Origin of the sequence: Trichocoleus sp. FACHB-46, from assembly GCF_014695385.1 — a bacterium.
Classification (GTDB): Bacteria; Cyanobacteriota; Cyanobacteriia; order FACHB-46; family FACHB-46; genus Trichocoleus.
In genome coordinates, this window is the sequence record NZ_JACJOD010000025.1 from 13,498 (window position 1) to 31,720 (window position 18,223).

The window sequence follows — 18,223 nt, forward strand, 5'->3', positions numbered from 1 at the left end:
CGAGCAACCGCTGAGCGAAGGTTTTAGCGTTAAGCACGATGATTTGAGAAATCCTGAGTTAAACGAGCACTGCCGAGACAAATTCTGACTTCAACGACTGAATTTTAGAGGGCGATCCCGAAGTTCACAGTTTTTTGATCCTTAAATTTTTACTTCTTGATTTTCCGTAAGGATGACTGAGTTCTTACTCAAATCAGCAGACACCTGAGTCCCTCTATCAGGAAATAGTGACTTCGTTTTTGGTACCAAGTTTCATAATGAAGATATGGGACTATCAGTCGGCATGAGATTGTTGTGTTTAATACAAGCTCTGCTGTAGTCTTTAAAGTTGCTTGAAAAATAGGGAACCAGCCTGGGCAAGAAAAGGCATGTAGTCTGACAACCCGTAAACCCGTAACGGATACGGTAGAGGTTAGGGATTGTCAGATTCAGATACCTTCTATAATATTTTTACTCCAGCTCCCTAGGAAAACCCTTAGCGACGGGGGTGTTAGGTACTGTTTCATGGCACCAGTAACTTGGACTTGCAAGAAGAGTTTTACCTGTCACCAACACAAATTAAGTGGGGCCAAGGGGTTGAATTAAATAGCTTTTGAAGTTTGCCAGCCATGCTGATGGGAAGCGCAGGTTTGGAGCCAAACCCGTAAAGGTAGTGTCTTGACTTACCTCAAGCTCATGAACCGCCGGAGGGTTAAGTACGTTCTTAAATTTAATAGGGTACGGACTTTGCCTTTGATCGTGGCTTCGTAATTAATGTGCAGCTTCTTGCTGTAGCGACGACTGCGCCCAATCAAACTAATTTTTAACTCCAGAGGACTTTACCCAGCCTTAGCCAATGAACGAAGCGAGCCATCCCATGGATAACGTGAGTGTGAATTTGAACCAGCAATTAAATCAGGGATTAGAAGCAGGCTACTCCGGCCAACGTTGGTTGGTTGAGGAGCGAGATGCTTGTGGCGTTGGTTTCATTGCGGATCTCCAAGGTCGAGCTACCCACTCTTTAGTGGCTAAGGCGTTGTCAGCTCTAGAGTGTTTAGAACATCGGGGCGGCTGTAGTGCCGACCAAGATTCTGGGGATGGCGCGGGGTTGATGACTGCCATCCCTTGGGAATTGTTGCAGCAGTCTCTTACGGAGATGGGAGCGCCCGCCGCTGCACCTGAGCGCACAGGGGTAGGCATGCTCTTTTTGCCTCAAGATGCCTCAGTCGCTGCTAAAGCTCGTCAGATTGTAGAAAAAATTGTTCAGGAAGAATCTCTAACGCTGTTAGGGTGGCGTTTGGTTCCGGTTCAGCCTGAAGTGTTGGGCGTTCAAGCGAAGGAAAACCAACCTCAAATTGAGCAAGTATTGATACAGGCTGAGAGCCTAAGTGGGGATGAGTTAGAGCGCAAACTGTACTTAGTTCGTAAGCGGATTGAGCAGGCAGTTGCGATCGCCCTTCAGGAATCTTCCGGTCCTAGCGAGTACGACTCGTTGAGAGACTTTTATGTTTGCTCCTTCTCCAACCGCACCATTATTTACAAAGGCATGGTGCGATCGGCGGTACTAGGAGATTTCTACACCGACCTGAAGCAGCCTGCTTACCAAAGTGTGTTTGCGGTGTATCACCGTCGCTTTAGCACCAACACCTTACCTAAGTGGCCACTGGCGCAACCGATGCGGCTTTTGGGGCATAACGGTGAAATCAATACTTTGCTTGGCAACATCAACTGGATGATGGCGCGGGAAGCGGATCTTGCTCATGCAAGTTGGGGCGATCGCCTGCAAGACCTGAAGCCCGTGGTTAACCCAGACAACAGTGACTCCGCGACGCTGGACAACGTCATGGAACTGCTGGTGCAGTCAGGACGTAGCCCAGTGGAAGCCCTGATGATCATGGTGCCAGAGGCTTACAAGAATCAGCCAGACTTAGCGAACTATCCAGAAATTGTTGACTTCTACGAATACTACAGCGGCATTCAAGAACCTTGGGATGGCCCCGCGCTGTTGGTGTTTAGTGATGGCAAAAAAGTGGGCGCGACTCTAGACCGCAATGGTTTGCGTCCCGCTCGCTATAGCATCACTAAAGATGGTTTCGTGGTGGTGGCTTCGGAAGCAGGTGTGGTTGACCTACCCGAAGCAGAAATTGTAGAAAAAGGACGCCTTGGCCCTGGACAAATGATCTCGGTGGATTTGGGCACCCATGAAGTCCTGAAAAACTGGGAGATCAAGCAACGGGTGGCTCAGGCTCATCCTTATAGCGAGTGGCTCCAGCAAAATCGTCAAAATTTGCAGGCTCAACCCTTTGCCGATACCACCCAAATGGACGGTCAGATGCTGCTGCGTCACCAAGTGGCCTTCGGCTACAGCTCTGAAGATGTGGAAATGATCATCGAATCAATGGCAGCCCAAGGAAAAGAACCCACTTTCTCGATGGGTGATGACATTCCATTGGCTGTTTTATCTGAGAAGCCCCGTCTGCTCTACGACTACTTCAAGCAGCGCTTTGCCCAAGTCACTAACCCACCCATTGATCCCCTGCGGGAAAGTTTGGTCATGTCTTTGACCATGCAGTTGGGTGAGCGCGGTAACTTGCTAGAAGCCAAGCCAGAGTCGGCTCGTCAGCTAAAGCTAGAATCTCCAGTGCTGAATGAGGTGGAGCTAGAGCAAATCAAGCAGTCTGGGTTTGAAACAGCATCACTGTCTACATTATTTGCCATTTCCGCAGGGCCAGAAGGGTTGCAACGAGCAGTGAATGCCCTCTGTCAGCAAGCGGTAGAAGCAGTTCGTGCCGGTAAAAAGGTTCTGGTTTTGAGCGATCGCAACCAGGAAAATGATCTTCAATTAACTGAAGATTACAGTTACATTCCACCTTTGCTAGCAGTGGGTGCAGTCCACCACCACCTGATTCGGCAAGGCTTGCGGATGAAAGCCTCCTTGGTCGTGGATACAGCCCAGTGCTGGAGCACCCATCACTTTGCTTGCTTAATTGGCTATGGAGCCAGCGCAATTTGCCCTTACCTAGCTCTGGAAACTGTACGTCATTGGTGGTCTGACTCTAAGACTCAAGCCATGATGCAGCGTGGCAAGATCGAGGTTTCGACCCTAAATGGCGCTCAAGATAACTTCCGTAAGGCAGTTGAAGCGGGCTTGCTGAAGATTCTTTCCAAGATGGGAATTTCGCTGCTGGCCAGCTATCACGGTGCCCAAATCTTTGAAGCGATTGGGATTGGCTCCGATCTGTTGCATCTAGGTTTCTCTGGTACAACTTCTCGGTTGGGTGGTCTCAGTGTTGCGGAGCTAGCCAATGAAGTAATTTCCTTCCATTGCCGTGCCTTTCCTGAACTGACCGCCAAGAAACCGGAAAACTACGGCTTTGTGCAATACCGTCCGGGTGGTGAGTACCACATGAACAACCCGGAAATGGTCAAGACGCTGCATAAAGCGGTGGCTGACAAGAGCCACGACCATTACGACCTGTACCAGCAACATCTCAGCAACCGTCCGATTACGGCTCTGCGGGATTTGCTCGACTTCAAGAGCGATCGCCCCTCAATTCCTGTAGAGGAAGTGGAGTCGGTCGCTGACATTATGCAACGCTTTTGCACCGGGGGCATGTCCTTGGGCGCACTCTCGCGGGAAGCTCATGAAACATTGGCGATCGCGATGAACCGCATCGGTGGCCGTTCCAATTCTGGTGAAGGCGGCGAAGATTCGGTGCGCTACAACACTCTCAATGACGTAGATGAAAACGGCAACTCACCCACACTGCCTCACCTAAAAGGGCTGAGAAACGGCGACACTGCCAGCTCTGCCATTAAACAAGTTGCCTCTGGTCGCTTTGGCGTGACCCCGGAGTACCTCGCCAGTGCCAAACAAATTGAGATCAAGATGGCTCAAGGGGCCAAGCCTGGGGAAGGGGGGCAGCTACCTGGCAAGAAAGTCAGCCCCTACATTGCCATGTTGCGGCGCTCCAAGCCTGGAGTGACTCTGATTTCCCCCCCGCCTCACCATGACATCTACTCAATCGAAGATTTGGCCCAGCTAATCTTTGATCTGCACCAGATTAGCCCCACGGCCCAGGTTTCGGTGAAGCTGGTAGCTGAAATTGGCATCGGGACAGTTGCGGCGGGTGTGGCCAAGGCCAACGCTGACATCATCCAAATTTCCGGTCATGACGGTGGTACTGGAGCTTCTCCCCTCAGCTCGATTAAGCATGCGGGTGGACCTTGGGAACTGGGGCTGACCGAAGTGCATCGTGTGCTGATGGAAAATCAACTGCGCGATCGCGTGATTCTGCGCGTGGATGGTGGTCTTAAGGCAGGCTGGGATGTCCTAATCGCAGCGTTGATGGGGGCCGAGGAGTTTGGCTTTGGTTCGATCGCGATGATTGCTGAAGGGTGCATCATGGCGCGGATCTGCCACACTAATAACTGCCCTGTGGGTGTTGCGACGCAGCGGGAAGAACTCCGCAAGCGTTTTACGGGCACGCCTGAGCATGTGGTCAATTTCTTCTGCTTCATCGCGGAAGAAGTGCGATCGCTGTTGGCAAGACTCGGCTATCGCTCCTTGGATGAAGTGATTGGTCGGGCAGATCTACTAACAGTCCGGGAAGGCGCGAAGCTGACCAAGACACAATCGCTGAACCTCAATTGCTTGACTCAACTGCCTGACACTCGTGAAAACCGAGCTTGGTTGCAGCACGAGGCAGTACACAGCAACGGTCCAGTACTTGACGATCAATTACTGGCTGATGCGGAGATTCAAGCAGCGATCGCGAATCAGAGTAGCGTGACAAAAGAGGTCATGGTTATCAACACTGACCGGACTGTCGGCACTCGCTTGTCTGGGGCGATCGCGAAGAAGTATGGCGACTCTGGGTTTGAAGGTCAAATTACTCTAAACTTCAAAGGCAGTGCAGGCCAAAGCCTTGGTGCCTTTAACCTGCCGGGAATGACGCTAAACCTAGAAGGTGAAGCGAATGACTACGTGGGTAAGGGCATGCATGGTGGCGAAATTGTGATCAAACCACCTGCTGCTGCGACCTACGATCCTTCTCAGAATGTGATTGTAGGCAACACTTGCCTCTACGGAGCTACAGGTGGCACTCTCTTTGCCAACGGTCAGGCGGGTGAGCGCTTTGCAGTTCGCAACTCCAAAGGTCAAGCGGTGATCGAAGGGGCGGGTGACCACTGCTGCGAATACATGACGGGTGGCACTATTGTTGTCCTCGGTCGTGTGGGCCGCAACGTGGGTGCTGGCATGACGGGTGGCCTTGCTTACTTCTTGGATGAAGATGGCAGTTTCCCCACCAAGGTCAACCCCGAAATCGTGAAAGTGCAACGGGTAATTGCTCCTGTTGGCGAACAACAACTACGCGACCTGATTGAGGCTCATGCAGAGCGGACGGGTAGCCCGAAAGCAAAAGCGATTTTGGCCCATTGGTCAGAGTCTTTAGCTAAGTTCTGGCAAGTAGTACCACCTTCCGAAGCAGACAGCCCAGAAGCAAATCCGGATGCTGCAACTGAAAAGGTGTTGAGTTCAGTGCAGTAAAAAAGCGGGCGATTGTTTAGGCGATCGCTCACTACAATCATTGATTAGGGGTTAGTACTAAAGCTAGCCCCTATTTTTGTAATATTTTCAGCCTGTATTGCAGCCAAATTGAACCGCTTAAAACCTGTAGTCGTTGAGTTTTCTAACCAGAGGTTATATTCAAGACATCAGTTTTTGTAGGAAACCATTGATGCATCAGGTTCACTTGAAAGAAGCTGAGACTCTACTGGCAGAGTTAATTGAAGAAGCGGCAGGTGGGGAAGAAGTTGTCATTACCCGTAGTGATGGAACATCGTTCAAGATTGTGCCGATGAGCGAAGTCAAAGCTACTCCTAAGTTTGGGAGTGCTTAGGGGTTAGTGAAAATGTCGGATGATTTTGACGAGCCGTTGGAGGGCTTTGAGGAATACAATCCATGAAGCCCTTGCTCGTTACTCATACATTCCTATGGTTTATTGAGGGCAATCCCACTCTCAGTGATGCAGTAAGAAATTTGATCGAAGAGCAGGAAATATTCTATGCAATTTTCATAGCCTAATGTTTTAGTTTATTTCTCTAATAAAGGTGATAAGTGCAAAGATTCAGCCTATTTACAGAGAGTCTAACAACTGATAAAGAGTTGTAAGTTAATAATAGCCAAGAAGAATTTCCTTTACTTAACTTATGTCGAAAGAGTTGTCTAACGTTGTCAAATCGCTTGAACCTCATGTAAAAGATTTTTGCAAGGGTTGTTATCCAACTGATGGATTTTTTAACTCAATTCTTAAAGCTGCTATTGCTAAGAGTTATGAGTTTTGCCTTTTCACAACCTTGGAAGAAGGTAAGTTAGATGCATTTTTCTATACCGCGACTTTGCGTGGTATTTGTGAAGATCTTATCAGTTTGAAATATTATTACAGCTTTGACGTTGAAGACAGAGAAACTGTGATCAAGTATATGGCTGTAATTGATATGGCAGAGAATGTTAGAACTCAAGCAGAATTTTTTAACTCTAACAAGCCAACTCAGCCTGTAGTTAAAAAAATTTTAGATGACAGCCAGATTAGTTTAGCTAGAGGAGAAATTGGAAATCTTAAGGGTAAATACAAATGGAAGAGTAGTGGCTATCGTCCGTCAACGAGAGAGATGGCTAAAAGCTGTAATTTGCTAAAACTATATGACTATTTTTATGCAGCAACTTCAAGATGGGTCCATTTCAGCCCTCACATTTTGACCCGAATGGGGTGGGGCGATATGAATGAAAATGGAGAAATAGACGCTTCGTATTCTACCTCCCATTTTTCAGGTTATTATGCATCCTTCAACTGCTTTTATGCAACTTATCTTTTTGTACTCGAATGTAAACTCATCAAGAAAGAAATCAGTTTCAATTCTGATGCTTGGTTACTTGTTGAAAAGTTGGAGAAGGAATTACTTGATACAGCTCGATGGCCAGAATTAGTTACTTTTGAGGAAATGAATATTAAGCCTCCATCTCAAATTACATACATTCTCGCCCACATTGCTGGCTTGGAGAATTCTGAACAGAAAATGAGTATGGTAGAAGAATAGCCCTTACTGCTTGGTTTTGAGCTGTCTACGGCTTGTCGGTTCAATAGCTGTGTATGTGTCTTCCTTTGTATTAATTACAAAACCCATCAAACTCCTTTTTATGAAGAGGTCCAATGGTACAAACTTCATTTCAGCCTGTAGCTTTAGAGGATTTCCTGAAGCTACCAGAAGCCAAACCTGCTGGTGAATACATTAGATTGGAAAGTTGTTCAGAAGCCAATGCCGCAGGGGAAGCACAGCACCATTCAAACCGAGTTTTCTACTACCGCCAATAGTGTTCTTAAACCTTGGCGGATTGCACGGGCATTCTCAGAGTTACGCTGTACTTTTGGGGGACGCTCAACTGTTCCAAATGTGTTTGTGTTTACTTGGGAAAGAATTCCACGCGATGAGAATGGCGAGATTGCCAATACCTTTTCGATCGCGCTTAACTGGACGATCGAAATCCTTTCACCTGATCAAAGCCAAACCAAAGTCACTAAAAATATCCTGCATTGTCTCAATCATGGAACTCAAATGGGTTGGCTGATTGATCCAGATGAGCAAACCGTGTTTGTTTATCTTCCAAAGCAGCAACCCGAAGCCTTTGATGAATCAGGCCAGAAATTGCCAGTTCCCTCTTTCGCTAGCGAACTAAATTTGAGCGTGGGAACTGTGTTTGGTTGGCTATTGGAATAGAAGTGCTAGCTGTAAAGACTGCCAAGTGAAAAAAGAGAAGGAGCAAGCGTAAAGCTACTCCTCCTAATCGCTATCAAATAGCTTGCTTCGCTAAGCCAACTCTTTGTGGCTAACTTTAAGCCTTAGCAGCAGTGGAAACCCGCTCATGATACAGCGCTACAATCCGATCGCGCACTTCAGCAATCGTGAGACCATCGGTATTAATTTCGATCGCGTCTACGGCTTTTTGGAGTGGGGCCAAAGTGCGAGTACTGTCCTTACGATCGCGCTCATAAATCAGCCGCTCTAATTCATCTAGGCTAATGTCGCCCTTGCCCTGATTTTTCAGGTCTTGTTGGCGACGACGGGCGCGTTCTTGCACCGAGGCAGTCAAAAAGATTTTAAGTTCTGCATCGGGAAAAACATGGGTGCCAATATCACGGCCTTCGATCGCGATCCCACCTTTGCGACCATAGCGCTGTTGCTGCTTCACCAGTTCTTTGCGGACGGCAGGTTGAGCTGCGATCGCTGAGACATTAGAAGTCACTTCTAGGTCCCGAATGGCCTCGGTCACTTCCTGCTGATCAATCCAAACTCTAACGGGTTCTTGTGGGTTTTCTCCCGGCACGAGTTGAATTTCGCACTTGCTCACCAGTTCTGCGATCGCAGGTTCATCTTGAATGTCGATCCCCGATTGCAGCACCAGCCAAGTCAAAGCGCGGTACATGGCTCCCGTATCCAAATAAAGCAGCCCTAAAGCCTGAGCTATCTGACGAGTTACCGTCGATTTACCAGCTCCAGCGGGACCATCGATCGCCACAATCGGCTGACGGTCTTGCAAAACTACGTTGTCAATCAAGCGAGTTGAGCCTAAGCGGGCCGCGATCGCCAGCAATCCTGCTTCGTCAACTTTATCTAAGGGAGCCATCGTCATGGGATGCACTAATTCAATGTATTCAGGTTTGATCGGCACAGTTGCCAATTCTACCTTGACCGCATCAATTAGTGCATTCGTGTCTTTCTCACCCGTTTGAAATTGTTGTTTCGCTCGCTGCAAACCTCGATATATTGCCGCCGCTTGCTCGCGTTCTTGGGCGGAAAGGTACTGGTTACGAGAGCTGAGAGCCAATCCACTTGCCTCCCGCACCGTCTCACAACCCACAACTTCAACGGGAATATTTAAGTCGCGCACGAGTCGCTGAATGATTGCCAATTGTTGACCATCTTTGCGGCCAAAATAGGCGCGATCGGGCTGGACGAGTTGTAGTAGCTTTGTGACTACCGTGGCCACTCCTTGAAAGTGTCCCAAGCGAGAGCGACCACATAAAGTAGCCGTCATAAACTGAGGGGGTACGACTTGAGTCACTTGTTCTTGCTGACGGCAATAGGCTGAGCCGTATAACTCTTCAGCAGTAGGGGCAAAGATGGCATCGACTCCAGCTTGCTCACATAAATGCCGATCCGTTTCTAGGGTGCGGGGGTATTGTTGGAAGTCTTCCGTAGGCCCAAACTGCAACGGATTGACGAAGATACTCACAATGACGAGAGCATTCTCCTGGCGCGCCCGCTGAATTAGGCTCAAGTGGCCTTGGTGCAAAGCTCCCATTGTCGGCACTAGACCCACGGTTGCCGCAGGTGCCAAAGACGATGCATCGCTAATTGGCTGATTTAGCTTCAACCCATCTTGTTGAGATCGATGTAGCTCCAGATAGCACCGCAATCCCGCTACCGTCGTAAACAGGCGCACCGATCCCCCTAGGTTGATTACCAAAGCTCCGCCTACTAGTTTAGGGATTCATCTCCAGTCTGTGTCGGTTTAATTGCTAGCTGTGACAGTTTTTTGCTGATCTAAAACATCAACACGCACCGGAGCCACACCGCTATGAATTAGACCTAACACCTGAGCCGCAGCAGCAGACAGGTCAATGACGCGATCGAAGGCATAGGGACCGCGATCGTTAATGCGTACGACTACTGTTCGCCCATTGTCTAGATTGGTGACTCGCACTTTAGTGCCAAAAGGTAGGTCACGATGGGCTGCGGTTAAAGCATTTTGGTTAAAAATTTCACCGCTAGCACTACGATTACCGTCAAAACCAGGGCCATACCAGGAGGCCCAACCTTTAATTTGAAATTGGACAGAACCGAAGGCAACGGTTTGTTGACGACGTACCACGGGGCGACCAGAAACTTCTCGCAAGGGAGCTGCGTTACCGAGCAAACGTCTCAGCCGATTGGTGGCTTGAAGCGCATCTTTAGCCAAATCGCGAGTGGTGTCAGGTAGTTTAGTGGTTGCGGTTGCATCTAGGGTGACTAGGACGTTACCGTCTGCTTTGATCAAGTAGCGATCGCGGGGTTCGCCTGTCACGCTAGGTTCACCATCCCAACTGACGGTAATCTTGTCAGCATCCAAGCCATTCCAGCTCATTTGATTAATCTGGGCCGCAACCGCAGTCGCTCGCCACAGGGGGTCGTCAGCACTGGGTGAGGTAGCACTATCTAGGGGTGAGTTCGTAGCGATCGCGCCTGTCTTGGTCAATGCAACTGGCTTGAAGGCTTCAGATTCTAAAGACACAGCTTGACGGGCTGCTACTTTGACAGGTTGAGTGATGGTTAAACTTTGGCTGTCTGCAACTTCACTTCCTGGTTCCGATTCTGGGTCTGTAAGGAAAGTCAAAACCGGAATATCTCGGACATACAGAGTTGCAGCTTTACGGCCTGCCACTTCATGGGCTTGGATTTTGGCAACGAGGGTGTTTTCCTCGGTGGTAGAAGACTGACGTTCTCCAACTTTGACGACCTGGGCCGTTTGAGTTGGCTGTAACTGTGCCAGCTTTACTGGAAATTGCGGCGCTACCTGAGGGGGGCCTGAAGTGGGCTTGCTATTCGCTAGGTTGGTCTCAGTGCTGGGTTCGATGGCTTCTGCTAGCTCATTAGAACCTAACAGGGGTGTAGATAAAGCAGCCAACAACAGGGCAACAGTGGCACTACTCCGAAATCGTTGATTCATAAATCCATGTAAAGGGCGCTGGAAAATCGAGATTGATAGGTTGCAAATGAGCTGTAACAACAGGGTCTAATGGGTTAGTGCAACTCGTACTCGTTCCGTATTTACTTTCTGTCATAGAACTGCAACAGAGTAACACGAAGTTTTGGCCCTGGGGATCAGGGTGCTACGGAAGCCGTTTGGATTTTTATTAAAACTTTACATTGAAAAAAACGACGAAATGCTTCTGTGAAGGGGGTTTTGAGGTTTATGCTGTTTCAGTGTGCTTCATCAAAACTTTATATAAACTTCATACTAGATATGAATCATTTTTTACCTGATTTAGTCGCTAACTAGCGATTGCAGAGCTTTAAATCGGCGCAATTTTGAAAGACTAAATTCTCAAGACCAATGGCGAGTAGAATACATCCTGCAACTAGCACGGGAAGTACGTCGTTTCATGGATTACAGAGAAGCTGGGGTTGATGTCGAAGCAGGCCGAGCCTTTGTGCAACAAATTCGCGGCATGGTCGAGAGCACTTATCGACCGGGCGTACTGGGAAAATTTGGTGGTTTCAGCGGGTTATTTCAAATTCCGGCAGGCTACCATGAGCCGATTTTGGTTTCCGGTACCGATGGCGTAGGTACTAAATTAAAGATTGCTCAGGTGGCAAATCGTCATGACACGGTCGGGATTGACTTGGTGGCGATGTGTGTCAATGATGTACTGACTTCTGGAGCTGAACCCTTATTTTTTCTGGATTATTTGGCAACAGGGCATTTGGAACCAGAACAGTTAGCCCAGGTGGTATCTGGAATTAGTGAAGGTTGCCGTCAGGCGGGCTGTGCGCTGCTGGGGGGAGAAACCGCAGAAATGCCAGGTTTTTACCAGCCAGGAGAATACGATTTGGCGGGCTTTTGTGTGGGTGTGGTGGAGAAAAGCCAACTGCTAGACGGTTCTCAAGTGCAAATTGGGGATGTGGCGATCGGTTTGGCGAGTCAAGGGGTGCACAGCAATGGGTTCAGTTTGGTTCGCAAAATCATCAGCGATCGCGGCTTTAGCTGGGAAGAGAAACCGGAACTGTTTGGGGGGCAAACTTTAGCGGAGGCATTTCTTACCCCGACTCAGATCTATGTCAAACCTGTATTGGCCGCGCGTCAAGCAGGCCTGACAATTCATGGTTTGGCGCATATCACGGGCGGTGGCTTGCCAGAAAATCTTCCCCGCTGTCTGGGTGAAGGCCAAGCAGTCCGCTTCAACCCCAACTCTTGGCCTGTTTTACCCGTGTTTCAGTGGTTGGCAACGACCGGAGAAGTCAGCGAAGTTGCCATGTTTAATACGTTCAACATGGGCATTGGCTTGGTCGTGATTGTGCCACCTAACCAAGCTGAGCAAACGATGCAGTGGTTTACCTCGCAAAGTCTTGCGGCTTATGCGATCGGTGAAGTGGTTTCGGGTGCTGGGGAATTGATTGGGTTGCCAGAGTAACACAGCTCGTAGATTGCAGCACAATTGCAGCATATTATAAAGACAAGGCGATCGCTCTCTGGTTTAATCACAGGCGATCGCATTTTTGTTGGTTTAGATATTTATGACATCTAGTAATCTTGAAGTCTTTATTCAGCAAGCTATGATTCCTAGTAAAGCTACGGTTGAAAGCTTGGTTGACCCTCGTAGATCTGAATATTGCAAGACCAAAATCGTCTGAAGGAACCCCGCTCAGCTTGGTTGGATTAAGAGACCGTGAATCTTGCAAAAGTCTACTTGTAGAGCCAGAGGCATTTGCTTAAACTGCCTTTAACTCTGCATCTCACACTTCCATGTCTCCATTGACGATTTCTGAAACTCTGATTCATTACTTCACCTTCGTTAGCCCTGATGGTTGTCTGAGACAGGGAATGCGAAGTGGAGGCCAGTTGTATAGCTATGTCGCGTCATTTCCAGCAGCTTGTCAAAACCAAGCTTATGCCTTGGCCTATGGGTTATCGGAGTACGGCCAGCAGGTTGTCATCACTGATTCTGACAACGGCTACAACGTTTGGAAAGAGCTGCGATCGCTACCTCAGCCAGCTTTAAACCAACCTGAAACGTCATCAATTTTTCCGACCGAGCACCGACGTTGCTAGAGGATGGTGGGTTGCCACTGATATTTCCGTAGATCGATCTTTGCTTCGGCATTAAATTCGATGCCTTCTGCTTCTAAAAGCGATCGCTGCACATAATCAGAACCAAGCCGCAGGGGTGATTCTGACACTTCGCCTTTGGCATTGATCACGCGATGCCAAGGAATATCTGAATTTTTATCAACTCGGTAAAGTGCGTATCCCACCAAACGAGCTTTGCCATATAACTCCGCTAACTCTGCTACCTGGCCGTAAGTAGCAACTTTTCCTATGGGAATTTGACGCACGATCGCATAAATACGGTTGTAGGTAGACACTTTTGATGATCTAGGCTGGAGAGAGAGACAGTCGGAAAGTCAGGAACCTATTACAAGGTTGGCTTTTTTGTCAATACCTGAGGTCGTAGGAATAATAAGATAGACTCCAGTCTCGTTGCTACGGGAATTTAGAGACTGAGAAGCGTTATTTAGCTGCAAGTTTGACCACAGTTTTCATCTTGTTTGCTCGTTAAAGTTTTTGCATCAACTCCTCATTCGAGCTTTGGCTTTATGGTTTCCTCAATTCGTTTTTTAATGTGTTCGCCGGATCACTATGAGGTGGACTATGTAATTAATCCTTGGATGGAAGGAAATGTTCACAAGTCTTCTCGCGATCGCGCTGTAGAGCAATGGGATCAGTTGTTTCATTTGATCAAAGAATACGCGATCGTTGATTTGATCCAACCTCAAGTCGGTGTCCCCGATATTGTGTTTACGGCGAATGGGGGTTTGGTCTTAGGCGACACCGTGGTGTTAAGTCGATTCTTCCATAAAGAGCGGCAAGGTGAAGAACCCTTCTTCAAGCAATGGTTTGTTGAGAAGGGCTACACTGTGCATGAATTGCCGAAAGAACTGCCATTTGAGGGGGCGGGAGATGCCCTATTCGATCGCGAGGGTCGCTGGCTGTGGGCAGGGTATGGTTTCCGCTCCGAACTCGATTCCCATCCTTATTTAGCCAAGTGGTTGGATATTGAAGTGCTGTCGCTGCGCCTCATGGACGAGCGCTTCTATCACCTCGATACCTGCTTCTGCCCACTTAGCCAAGGTTATCTGCTCTACTATCCTCCTGCTTTCGATGCTTATTCCAACCGCTTGATTGAAATGCGGGTGCCTGAGGAGAAGCGGATTGCGATCGCGGAAGCCGATGCAGTGAACTTCGCTTGCAACGCAGTGAATGTGGATCACAGAGTGATCTTGAACAAAGCCAGTGATGAGCTGAAGCAACGTCTGGCTGATAAAGGCTTTGAAGTGCTGGAAACGCCTCTAACCGAATTTCTCAAAGCGGGAGGTGCGGCTAAGTGCTTAACGCTGCGTGTCACCGAACCTGTCCAAGCTGAAGTTCATGCTAGGGCTACCGTGGAGAGCCGTGTGATCCGCCTAGACGGTCACTTACTCGACTCTGGCTTGATCAACCGTGCCTTAGATTTAGTGGTGGAAGCAGGCGGCAGCTTTCAAGTACTCAACTTCAACTTGGGAGAACAGCGGCAAAGCACTTCTTCGGCGGAAGTGAAAGTGTCGGCTCCTTCCCACGAGGTCATGGAAACGATCATGACGCAGTTGATCGATCTGGGCGCTGTGCCACCCCCCCAAGAAGCTTGTGATATCAGCTATGAAGTGGTGACTCAAGCGGGAGTAGCTCCAGATGATTTCTATGTCACCACGATTTACCCCACAGAAGTGCGCGTGGAGTGTCAGTGGGTGAAAGTGCAGAAACAACGGATGGATGCGGCGCTCGTCTTGGATTCAACCCCTACAGGTCCGATCGCCGAATGTAAGCTGCTACGAGATTTGGCAGTAGGCGATCGCGTCATTATTGGCGTAGAAGGAATTCGCACAGTCCGGAAAACGGAATCCCGCGAGCAGCGGAATGTGCAAGAGTTTAGCTTCATGGGAGCAGGCGTTTCTAGCGAACGCCGCGTCGAGCTTGTGGTGGAGCAGATTGCTTGGGAATTACGCAAGATTCGCGATCAAGGTGGCAAGGTAGTAGTCACGGCGGGGCCAGTGGTAATTCATACAGGCGGAGGCGAGCATCTAGCCCACCTGATCCGTCAAGGCTATGTGCAAGCGCTACTGGGTGGAAATGCGATCGCCGTTCATGACATTGAGCAATCGATGATGGGCACTTCCCTCGGTGTGGATATGAAGCGTGGGGTTTCGGTGCGCGGTGGTCATCGCCATCACCTCAAGGTGATCAATGCCGTCCGTCGCTGTGGCAGCATTCCCCAGGCTGTAGAGCAAGGTGTAGTGACGAGTGGCGTGCTGTATGAGTGCGTCCGCAACGGCGTGCCTTTCTCCCTGGCTGGCTCAATTCGCGATGATGGCCCTTTACCCGACACGCAGATGGATTTGCTCCAAGCCCAAGCAGACTATGCTCGCCTAATCGAAGGAGCCGATTTGATTTTGATGCTGTCGTCGATGCTGCACTCAATCGGCGTGGGCAACATGACTCCAGCAGGTGTGAAGATGGTCTGCGTGGACATCAACCCAGCCGTAGTTACCAAACTTAGCGATCGCGGTTCTGTCGAATCCGTTGGAGTGGTCACAGATGTAGGTTTGTTCCTCAGCTTGTTAGTGCAGCAGCTCGATAAGCTCACAAGTCCCTATCATTTCGCTTCTGCTACTGCCTAGACTCTTAACGCATTGTTAATACCTTCTTTCCCTCTCGTTGAAGAAAACACTCTAAGGTAGTACCTCAGGCTGGCTTTTGTGGAGCTATCTACTTTTAGGGTCATCTCTTGGTGGGAGGGAAGGAACATGCGTCGAAGCCGTCAGTTCATTTGGGTTGCCTTGTTGTCAATGCTGCTTGTAGGACTGGTCTCTTGGTTAGAAGCCCAGCCTTTTGGCAACGAAAGTGTAGCGGCTACGAAGTTTGACTTTGGCTTGATCGGCGACTTACCCTACAACCCTGAGCAGGAAGGCAAGTTTCAAAACCTGATTCAGGACATGAACAAGACACGGCTCGCCTTCATTGTTCACGATGGTGACTTTAAGAGTGGCTCGACTCTATGCACTGATGAAACGTTCTATCAGCGCTACAACTTGTTCAATACCTTTGTGCATCCGTTCATTTTTGTGCCGGGAGACAATGAGTGGACAGACTGCCACCGCGCGAACAATGGCGGCTACGACCCCTTAGAACGGTTGGCTAAACTGCGGGAAATCTTCTTTCAAGGCAATCAGAGCCAAGGTAAACGCACGATCGCCCTGACTCGCCAAAGTAACGATCCGCAGTACAGCAAATTTCGCGAGAATGTCCGCTGGATATCCAACAACATCGTGTTTGTGGGGCTGAATATTCCGGGGAGCAACAATAACTTCGGTCGCACTCCAGAAGCTGACGCTGAATACCAAGAGCGCAATGCGGCAAATTTAGCTTGGTTAAGAGAAGGATTCGCGATCGCCCAGCGCAATGGCAGCAAAGGCATCATGCTGGTTATTCAAGCCAATCCTGGGTTCGAGTTAGCTCCTACCGATCCCAACCGTACCGGGTACAACGATTTTCTCGCGGCTTTAGAAGCTGAAACTGTCGCCTTCAAAAAGCCTGTGGTTTTGGTACATGGAGATAGTCACTATTTCCGCATTGACAAGCCTTTAGTTGGTTCGCGCAGCCAAAGCCGCATTGAGAACTTTACTCGGGTTGAAACCTTTGGCTCACCAGATGTCCACTGGCTGAGGGCAACTGTTGACTTCAAAGACCCCAATCTCTTCAGCTTTCAGCAAGAAATTGTTGAGCAGAACTTAGTCGCTCACTAAGTAGCTCCGTAAAGCAACTTGACAGCAGCAATCTTGCCAAAAGGTGTTAAGCAATACAGCAAAAAAATTGAAATCTGCAATTGCTTAACCCAAGATTAATCTATCCTTTGCCAGTTGATGAGATTCGTTGCTTAAGCTAATGACGCATCCTGAGAACTGAGAGAAGGACATGGCTTTATCGCGACGTAAATTCTTTGCGCTGGCAGGTGCTAGTGCTGCTGGTACGGTAATGATGTCTCCTTTGCAGGCGCTCTATGCTCGCAAAGCGAACGGTCAATCTGTATTTGGCGATGGCTATGGCCCACTGATTCCCGACCCCAATGGTTTACTAGACTTACCTCGTGGCTTCCAGTACCGAGCTTTCTCCCGCACTGGCGACGTTATGAGCAATAACTCTTTAGTGCCCGGAGGACACGATGGCATGGGGTCTTTTGCAGGTCCCAGAGGTACTACCATCTTGGTACGGAACCACGAACTCAGCCCCACTTCTGCTACCAAAGTTTCTGACCTGAATGCACCTGTGTATGACCCCTTGTGCAAAGGTGGCACAACCACATTGATTATTGGCGAAGATCGCAAACTTATCCGTCACTATCCTTCCATTCAAGGCACCTTCCGCAACTGTGCTGGTGGTGTAACTCCTTGGGGTTCTTGGCTGACGTCGGAAGAAAACACTTCTACACCCGAAGAAAATCCTGGTTTAGTTTCTAAGCGGCATGGTTATAACTTTGAAGTACCCGCTAAAGCGACAGGCGCTGTTCCCCCAATTCCTTTAACTGCAATGGGCCGCTTCAACCATGAAGCTGTGGCGATCGATCCTGCAACAGGGATTGCTTATGAAACTGAAGATCGGGGTGATGGCCTGTTCTACCGATTTATCCCCAATCAACCTGGCGAATTACAGATGGGTGGTACTCTGCAAGCCCTAGCAATCAAGGGGAGACCTGGTGTCAATACTAGTAACAACAGCGGTGTCACCATTCCAGTTGGTCAGACCCTGGAAGTAGAGTGGGTGACTATCGACAATCCTGACCCAGCCCGTGATAGTGCTCCTACAGGGACACGATTCCAGGGGAGAGCGAAGGGAGCCGCTACCTTTACCCGTGGAGAAGGTATCTGGTTTGGCAATAATGAGTTGTACTTTACTTGTACCGATGGTGGCCCCTTCCGTTTAGGACAAGTTTGGCGCTATGTGCCTGGGCAGTCTGCTCAGGATGGCGGTACACTCACCCTGTTTGTTGAATCCACAGATAAAGCAGAACTAGAAAATCCTGACAACATTGTTGTCTCTCCGTTCGGCGATCTCTTTCTTTGTGAAGATGGGGATGACGAGCAATTCGTTGTGGGTGTCACTCCTCAAGGGGAACTGTATCACTTTGCTCGTAATGCCATTAATGACAGAGAGCTTGCAGGTGCGTGCTTCTCTCCTGATGGTCAAACCATGTTCGTGAACATTCAAACTCCTGGCATCACTTTTGCCATTTGGGGACCTTGGAGCCGAGCTTAATTTAAGTTTGTTAGTTGCTCTCTCTTAATGTTTTAGAATTGGCATTTTTAGAGAGCGATCGCGTTTATCCTTCTCACC

Annotated in this window: 12 protein-coding genes; 9 read left to right on the forward strand and 3 right to left on the reverse strand. The window is 49.0% G+C overall.

The annotated features are described in order from the left end of the window. Window positions 1–856 precede the first annotated feature (856 nt). From gltB to H6F72_RS15060, 4 genes are all read left to right on the forward strand, one after another. Entirely contained in the window at window positions 857–5,530 is a 4,674-nt protein-coding gene (gene gltB, locus H6F72_RS15045) for a glutamate synthase large subunit (RefSeq protein WP_190437069.1), read from the forward strand. A gap of 190 nt (window positions 5,531–5,720) precedes the next feature. After that, complete coding sequence (locus H6F72_RS15050) at window positions 5,721–5,882, forward strand: type II toxin-antitoxin system Phd/YefM family antitoxin (protein ID WP_242016955.1); 162 nt, start codon at window positions 5,721–5,723, stop codon at window positions 5,880–5,882. Window positions 5,883–6,192: 310 nt separating this feature from the next. Further along, entirely contained in the window at window positions 6,193–7,080 is an 888-nt protein-coding gene (locus H6F72_RS15055) for a DUF5677 domain-containing protein (RefSeq protein WP_190437072.1), read from the forward strand. Between the two features lie 183 nt (window positions 7,081–7,263). Then, window positions 7,264–7,758 carry a Uma2 family endonuclease gene (locus H6F72_RS15060; RefSeq protein WP_370527505.1) on the forward strand — a complete coding sequence of 165 codons (495 nt, stop codon included), beginning with the start codon at window positions 7,264–7,266 and terminating at the stop codon, window positions 7,756–7,758. 115 nt (window positions 7,759–7,873) lie between these two features. On the opposite strand, the gene H6F72_RS15065 is transcribed toward H6F72_RS15060, so the two are convergent. Beyond that, entirely contained in the window at window positions 7,874–9,508 is a 1,635-nt protein-coding gene (locus tag H6F72_RS15065) for a bifunctional pantoate--beta-alanine ligase/(d)CMP kinase (RefSeq protein WP_199299107.1), read from the reverse strand. 45 nt (window positions 9,509–9,553) lie between these two features. Continuing rightward, complete coding sequence (locus H6F72_RS15070; protein WP_190437075.1) at window positions 9,554–10,747, reverse strand: septal ring lytic transglycosylase RlpA family protein; 1,194 nt, start codon at window positions 10,745–10,747, stop codon at window positions 9,554–9,556. 436 nt (window positions 10,748–11,183) lie between these two features. Here H6F72_RS15070 and purM point away from each other — a divergent pair, with 436 nt between their 5' ends. Next, window positions 11,184–12,212, forward strand: a complete 1,029-nt coding sequence (gene purM / locus H6F72_RS15075) for a phosphoribosylformylglycinamidine cyclo-ligase (protein ID WP_190437080.1) — start codon at window positions 11,184–11,186, stop codon at window positions 12,210–12,212. Window positions 12,213–12,544: 332 nt separating this feature from the next. After that, window positions 12,545–12,850, forward strand: a complete 306-nt coding sequence (locus tag H6F72_RS15080; RefSeq protein ID WP_190437083.1) for a hypothetical protein — start codon at window positions 12,545–12,547, stop codon at window positions 12,848–12,850. On the opposite strand, the gene H6F72_RS15085 is transcribed toward H6F72_RS15080, so the two are convergent. After that, on the reverse strand, window positions 12,847–13,164 hold the full coding sequence (locus tag H6F72_RS15085; RefSeq protein WP_190437086.1) for an MGMT family protein: 318 nt from the start codon (window positions 13,162–13,164) through the stop codon (window positions 12,847–12,849). The two genes, H6F72_RS15080 and H6F72_RS15085, sit on opposite strands and share 4 nt — an antisense overlap. A gap of 231 nt (window positions 13,165–13,395) precedes the next feature. Between H6F72_RS15085 and H6F72_RS15090 the strand changes: the two genes are divergently transcribed. The 3 genes from H6F72_RS15090 to H6F72_RS15100 all read left to right on the forward strand — a co-directional run bounded on the left by H6F72_RS15090 (window position 13,396) and on the right by H6F72_RS15100 (window position 18,145). Next, entirely contained in the window at window positions 13,396–15,513 is a 2,118-nt protein-coding gene (locus H6F72_RS15090; RefSeq protein WP_190437090.1) for a TIGR00300 family protein, read from the forward strand. 126 nt (window positions 15,514–15,639) lie between these two features. Next, window positions 15,640–16,638 (forward strand): hypothetical protein, encoded by a 999-nt coding sequence (locus tag H6F72_RS15095; protein ID WP_190437093.1) that lies wholly within the window; start codon window positions 15,640–15,642, stop codon window positions 16,636–16,638. A 169-nt stretch (window positions 16,639–16,807) separates the two neighbouring features. Beyond that, the gene (locus tag H6F72_RS15100; protein ID WP_190437096.1) at window positions 16,808–18,145 is read left to right on the forward strand and encodes an alkaline phosphatase PhoX; all 1,338 of its coding nucleotides are present in this window, start codon (window positions 16,808–16,810) and stop codon (window positions 18,143–18,145) included. Window positions 18,146–18,223 lie beyond the last annotated feature (78 nt).

Excerpts from the sequence above, each read along its gene's own strand:
- H6F72_RS15090 (WP_190437090.1), top strand. The coding sequence starts at position 13,396 with ATGGTTTCCTCAATTCGTTTTTTAATGTGTTCGCCGGATCACTATGAG.
- gltB (WP_190437069.1), top strand. The coding sequence starts at position 857 with ATGGATAACGTGAGTGTGAATTTGAACCAGCAATTAAATCAGGGATTA.
- H6F72_RS15070 (WP_190437075.1), bottom strand. The coding sequence starts at position 10,747 with ATGAATCAACGATTTCGGAGTAGTGCCACTGTTGCCCTGTTGTTGGCT.
- H6F72_RS15055 (WP_190437072.1), top strand. The coding sequence starts at position 6,193 with ATGTCGAAAGAGTTGTCTAACGTTGTCAAATCGCTTGAACCTCATGTA.
- H6F72_RS15080 (WP_190437083.1), top strand. The coding sequence starts at position 12,545 with ATGTCTCCATTGACGATTTCTGAAACTCTGATTCATTACTTCACCTTC.
- H6F72_RS15050 (WP_242016955.1), top strand. The coding sequence starts at position 5,721 with ATGCATCAGGTTCACTTGAAAGAAGCTGAGACTCTACTGGCAGAGTTA.
- H6F72_RS15095 (WP_190437093.1), top strand. The coding sequence starts at position 15,640 with ATGCGTCGAAGCCGTCAGTTCATTTGGGTTGCCTTGTTGTCAATGCTG.
- purM (WP_190437080.1), top strand. The coding sequence starts at position 11,184 with ATGGATTACAGAGAAGCTGGGGTTGATGTCGAAGCAGGCCGAGCCTTT.
- H6F72_RS15100 (WP_190437096.1), top strand. The coding sequence starts at position 16,808 with ATGGCTTTATCGCGACGTAAATTCTTTGCGCTGGCAGGTGCTAGTGCT.